We start from the raw sequence: 6,513 nt of genomic DNA, 5'->3' as shown, positions 1-6,513 counted from the left end.
GTTACCAGAAGCCTCTACATACATATAGAAGGCTCCATCTGCACCAGAAGAAGGTCCTGTATTATTAGAAGGTGTTCCTCCAGAATCACGAGTCCAGTTAAGATCATCGCCTCCGCCTTGCGACCAAAGTCCGATATTAGCTTCAAAACTTTCTGAGTATGGAGCACTTTCTCCACCTACACATCCGCCTGATGGTGGAGATGTAGTATCTGTAGTAGCAGATACTGTGTTGCTATTTGCAGATACATTACCAGCAGCATCTTTTGCTCTTACAGAGAATTGGTATGTTGTTCCTTCTGCAAGACCAGTAATGTTTGCAGAAGTTCCTGTTACTTCTCCTAAGTTAGAGCTTCCTTGGAATACATCATAAGCAGTTACTCCTACATTATCTGTCGATGCGCTCCAAGCGATATCTACGGTAGTTGTTGTTACTCCTGTTACTGAAAGATTTGTAGGCACTGTAGGCGCTTGTGTATCTGTAGTTGGTGCTCCTTCAATTCCAAAAGCATCAATAGCAATATCACCAGACCAAGAACTTCCTGAAGTTGCTACAAAACGTAATTGTACTGTATTACCACTATAAGCAGCAAGATCAACATTTGCCTCTATCCAAGCGGCTCCTTGATCTCCAGCTTGGGACCATATTTGTGTCCATGTATTTTCACCATCAAGTCTAGCTTCTAATTTTACATTACCTACTGCAGTTCCTGTCATTTGATACTGAAAAGTAGCCGAAGGAGCATTTACTCCTGTAAGATTAAAACAAGGAGAGTTTAAAATAGTAACCTTTGATGGGTTATTAGGATTTGAAGTTTCTGCATACACATAATATGTACCAGCAGCAGCAGCAGCAGGACCTGTTCCATTTGAAGGAGTACCTCCACTATTTATTGCCCAATCAAAATCGTCTCCAGAACCTTGTGACCATGCACCTAAAGTGTTTTCAAAACCTTCTGCATATGGGAAATTAGAAATTGTTGCATCACATGTTATTGGTGGAGGTGGAGTTGAAGTTCCGTTACCTGTTACAACCAAAGTAAATGCTTGACTTCCTCCAGAAAGAGAACCTTTATGTGTTACTGTAATAGTATAACTTCCAGATGCATTTGCGATATCTACACGCTCATATGGATCAACAGTGTTATCTCCTTTTCCATTTGTAGTAACTCCAGTTAATCTCCAAGGAGTAGACGTTGTTCCGTTCTGTGTAATACGTATATCTAAATCATTTACTAATCTTGATGTATTAGAGTTTGTAGCTGTTGTAGCTGTTCCAGGAAGATCCGTCCATGAAATAGAAGCCAAAAGTGGACCTCCGTTTGCATCAACTTGTATTTGGTATGACCCACCATTTGCAAGCGTTCGTTCATCTACGATAGATGAAGTTCCATTTCCAGAAATTGTTTCTGCTGCTTTCTTAGCATTTAATAATCCCCAACCGTGAACTGGATCTGGTCCAGCAGGTCCTATGTCATCTGCAGTATGTAATGCTAAACCTTTAATTGTTGCCGCTTTCGCGAAAGCGCCATTAGTATTATTATAATGTTGTTGAAGTAATAATAATGATCCAGTTACATTAGGAGAAGCCATTGATGTTCCTGTAATAGAATTGTAAGCAGTATCACTATTTTGATATGTAGAATATAACTGTGTTCCGTTACCTGTAATATCTGGCTTGATACGATAATCATCCGTTGGTCCTTCACTACTACCACTATTAATAGTAACACTTATTAATGTTCCATCTGCTGCAATATTTGCATCTTGAGCATTTGCTACCACAAGATTATTCTTAGAAGTAGAATGTCCTGTTAGTTTATCATATGATGAGTTCCCGTCTAAAGGAGCTCCATTATAACTATTTTGATTTCCGTCATTACCAGCTGCAACAACCATAAGATAGTTAGGTGCATTATACATAACTTCATCCCAATTACGAGACTCGTCAATATATGCTCCAAAATATTGATCAGGAACAAGATCTCCTCTAAAACCATAAGAATGGTTTGAGATTAACATCCCGTTTGCAGCAGCAGCAGTTGCTTCTGCAACATCATTGTTCCACATATACCCATCTACTTTTGTATGTGGTGCCATTCCTTGAGCGTTGGCTTGTACACCTGAAGCCATAATAGTTCCAGATACATGAGCGGCATGAAAGTTTAATTGTGTTCCTCCTTCTGAAGCAATATCTCTTATTGTTAAGCGATTATTTCCTCCAGGACCATCATATTCTTGATGTGTAACACGTCCATGACCACCGTCCCATACGTGAGCTGTCATGTTCTGACCCATTAAATTAAGCCCTAAGGAACCTCCTGCATTTAGATGATCTGTACGTGTAGATCTAGCTGCGTCTGTATTAAATGTGCGGTAATAAATAGGAGTTCCATCTGGTAAAATACGTTGCAATTCAGCAAAACCCCCATCTTCTAGAAGTAGTGTTGTAGCAAGACCTCGTTGTGTAGCTTGTTGTTTTGCTAATTGTTTTTGTTGTTGATTAATTTGGGAAAATTTCTGTTCTAACTGAGTGAGGTTAGCTAGATCGTAATCTTTGGTGATTTCTTGGATTTGTGAGGGTGTTTGTCCATAGACAGACATTGATCCTAAAAATACCACTAAAAGAGATAATCTCTTTAAGTACATTTTTTTCATAATTGTTTTGATTTTAGTTAGTGTTTTTAGTTGAATGGTTAAGGATTCTTAAACATTTCTGCAAAAAAAATGAATTGTTTGTGATTACAAAAATTTTTTCGACTAACTACACAAAAATTGTTAAACAATCATTAAAAAAAGTATGCATTTCTTTATAATTTTACAGAAAACGTATTGTTTTGATCAATTTTTGATGTAATTGTTAAAAAGTATGCATTTTGTTTTTTGCATTTTAACGTTATAAATTGAATAATTAGAATGTGTCATTTTTTAAAAAATGATATTCAATATGCTTTTTTAGAAGATCATATTATCCATTAAAAAAGAGATCCTCCTTATCTTGTTTTAAAATAAGAAGAGAAAATATATTATCTATAAGCAAAAAGCCCGATGTCATTACAACATCGGGCTTTTCTTAACACTAGTTTTATAGTGCTCAAGTAGTATTCCTTTTTATTTTTTAATAAATCGCTTAGCTTGAGTTTGATCTCCTATAGCAATTTCTATAATGTACATACCGGCTTTAAGTCTTGATACATCTAATGTATTACTAAAAGTATCTGAACTTACAACTTGACCTAACATATTGTAGATAGTATAACGTTCTACATCTGTTCCAGTAACGTGTATTGAAAGTTGTCCTCTAGTAACTGGATTAGGGAATACACTAAACTCAAATGATGTATTTGAATTTGTTTCAAAAGCGCTAGTAGTAGTATCTCCATCAGAGAAAGTACCACTAGAAGCACCCACAGTTACAATATAATCCTCAACCTCTCCATATTGGAAACTTTCACAAGCTGTAGGTAATCCATTATACTTCATAGATACACGCATACGTGTAGCTCCTATAGCTGCACCAGCAGGCACGCTAAATGTTCCTGTGATAGGAGTAGCTGTTGTTGCTGCTCTAGTGTATACTGTTTCTCCAGCGTCTCCAAAGTCACCATCACGGTTCCAATCTACAAATACAGCATATGCTTCACTATATACTCTTCCTGTCCATTGAGGAGTAATTGTAATTGTATTATTTGTTCCTAGTTCTGTAGATAAATTTGTAAAATCACCATATCCTCCGGCAGAAGCACCAGTTGTATTATCAATAGTTCCTATCTGTACTCTTTGGATATACTCATCACTTATTATATTTCCATTTGAAGAGCAATACCCAGTAGGAGGGATTTGATTTGATTCCGCAGCTAATGTTGTTGCATTTATAGAGGCGCTTGTTGCAGAAACATTTCCTGCTTCATCCTTAGCGCTTACTGATAGCGCGTACGTTGTTTCAGCTACTAATCCAGAAATATTTATTGAATTTGTCGCTGTTGTATTAAAAAGAACATTGTCTACATATACATCATATCCAGTAACAGCTACATTATCTGTAGAAGCATCCCAAGTTAGATTTAATGTTGTTTCTGTAATATCGGAAGTACTTAAGTTAATAGGAGTAGAAGGTGCAATAATATCTACAAAAGCTCCTTCAGAGATCATTAAATCATCTATAGCTATATCACCTTGCCAGCCGTTTCCGGATCCTCCTTGTAATCTTAAAGAAACTGTTCCGCCCACATAAGCATTTAGGTCTACAGTAGCTTTTTGCCAGTTTGAACCTTGATTTCCTGATTTATGCCATACTTCTGTCCAAGAAATTCCACTGTTTGTACTTGCTTCTAAACGAATAGAACCTACAGCATCTCCAGTCATATGATATTGGAAAGTAGCTTGTGCTTCTGTCATTCCAGTAAAGTCGAAACAAGGAGAATTTAAGATAGCCGTTTTCCCAGGATTGTTAGGGCTTGAAGTTTCCATATATATATAATGAGATCCTTCTATTGCGTCCGAAGGCCCTGTTCCATTAGACTGTGTAATTCCACTATTTATTGCCCAATCAAAATCATCGTTAGAATCTTGAGTCCACTGTCCTAATGTATTATTGAACCCTTGGGTATAAGGGAAAGTATTCACTTGTACGATACATTCGTTTACAGGTTCTACTGGAGTATCTATCGTGGTTATAATAAGCGTGTAGTTCTGACTTCCAGAGAATAAGCTTCCTTTATGAGTTACGGTAATTGTATATGTTCCATCTGCTCCTTCAACATCTACACGCTCATAAGGATCTACAACATTATCTTCTTTTGCATTTGAGTCAACACCCGTTAATCTCCAAGGCATAAATGTGTCTGCATCTTTAGTAATACGGATATCAAGGTCATTAATAAGTACAGGGGTAGGATCATTTGTTCCAGTTACAGGAGTTCCTGGAGCATCTGTCCAAGAAATAGATGCTTGTAAAATCTTACCTGCTGGCACAGTAATTTGAGTTTGATATGAATCACCATCAGTTAATGTACGCTCATCAATTGTCGCTGTAGTTCCATTAGCAGTAACTGTTTCTGCCATTCTTTTTGCATTTAATAATCCCCATCCGAAGATTGCATCAGGACCATTAGATCCAGCGTCGTCTGCTGTGTGTAAAGCAAGACCTTTAAGTGTTGCCGCTTTCGCGAAAGCGCCATTAACATCATTATAGTGTTGTTGAAGCAATAATAAAGATCCCATTACATTAGGAGAAGCCATAGACGTTCCAGAAAGGGAATTATATGCAGTATCACTGTTTTGGAATGTAGAGTATACTTCTGTTCCATTACCAGCGATATCTGGCTTAATACGGAAATCATCTGTAGGTCCTTCACTACTTCCACCATTAATAGTAACACTATATAAAGATCCATCTACTCCGACACTGGCATCTTGCGCATTTGCAACAACTAAGTTGTTTTTTGTAATTGCTTTACCGGTAAGCTTGTCATACGTAGGATTTCCGCCAAGTGGAGCGCCGTTAAATGAATCTATGTTTCCTTCATTACCTGCAGCAGCAACCATAAGGTAAAATGGTGCGTTATACATAATTTCATCCCAGCTTTGAGACTCACTAGAATAAGATCCAAACCATTGATCAGGAATAGTCGTTCCTAGTAGTCCATATGAGTGATTAGAGATAAGCATTCCATTAGCAGCTGCAGCTGTTGCTTCTGCAACATCATCATTCCAACGATATCCATTGGTTGTAACATGAGGAGCCATTCCTTGTGCTTCTGCTTGAACACCAGAAGCCATAATGGTTCCAGTTACGTGAGCAGCATGGTAATTAAGCTGAATTCCTTCACTTGCTTCATCTTGAACAGTATAGCGATTTGTTCCTCCTGTTCCATCATACTCTTGGTGAGATGCTCTTGCATGACCACCATCCCATACGTATGCTGTCATATTTTGACCCATTAGGTTTAATCCTAATGAACCTCCAGCATTAATATGAGTTGTTCTTGTTGATACAGCAGTATTTGCATTAAATGTACGATAATATACAGGTGTTCCGTCAGGAAGAATACGTTGTAGTTCTGCAAGACCTCCATCTTCTAAAGTAAGCAGAGTTTCAAGACCTTTTTGAGTGGCTTGTTGTTTTGCAAGTTGACGTTGCTGAGAATTAATTTGTAAGAACTGCTGTTCTAATTGAGCAAGTCGTTCCTGATTGTTTTCTTTTTTGATTTGTGCGATTTGGTCTGGCGTTTGCGCATTTACTTGTGTTGCACATAATGCCAATCCTAGAGATAGTACTCTTAGGTAGTTTTTTTTCATGATTGTTGTTTATGGTTCGGGGTAAGTAATTACATTACAATGTTTTTACTACGGCGGCGAAAGTCAATCAAAAAAACAGAAAGAAAAAAAATTTTCGACAAAATGCACGAAAAAATCTTTTACAAGTAAAACTGGTAAAAATTTCATCGATGAAATACTCAAAATTAACATTTGATTTTTGTGAATTTGATTTAAAACAACAACCTAAATAAGGTT

General features: G+C 37.2%; 2 protein-coding genes. Both read right to left on the bottom strand.

Going from position 1 to position 6,513, the window contains the following annotated elements; translation table 11 throughout:
- Positions 1-2,655, bottom strand: a 2,655-nt coding sequence (locus ABJD27_RS08840; RefSeq protein ID WP_348167585.1) for a S8 family serine peptidase, incomplete at its 3' end; no start/stop codon positions are given.
- Between the two features lie 453 nt (positions 2,656-3,108).
- Positions 3,109-6,297, bottom strand: a complete 3,189-nt coding sequence (locus ABJD27_RS08835; RefSeq protein WP_348167588.1) for a S8 family serine peptidase — start codon at positions 6,295-6,297, stop codon at positions 3,109-3,111.
- Between the last annotated feature and the right edge of the window lie 216 nt (positions 6,298-6,513).

It is taken from the genome of Dokdonia sp., assembly GCF_039945015.1.
Taxonomy (GTDB): Bacteria; Bacteroidota; Bacteroidia; order Flavobacteriales; family Flavobacteriaceae; genus Dokdonia.
Note: the sequence above shows the minus strand (reverse complement) of the source record. Positions and strands in the feature narration are given on the sequence as shown.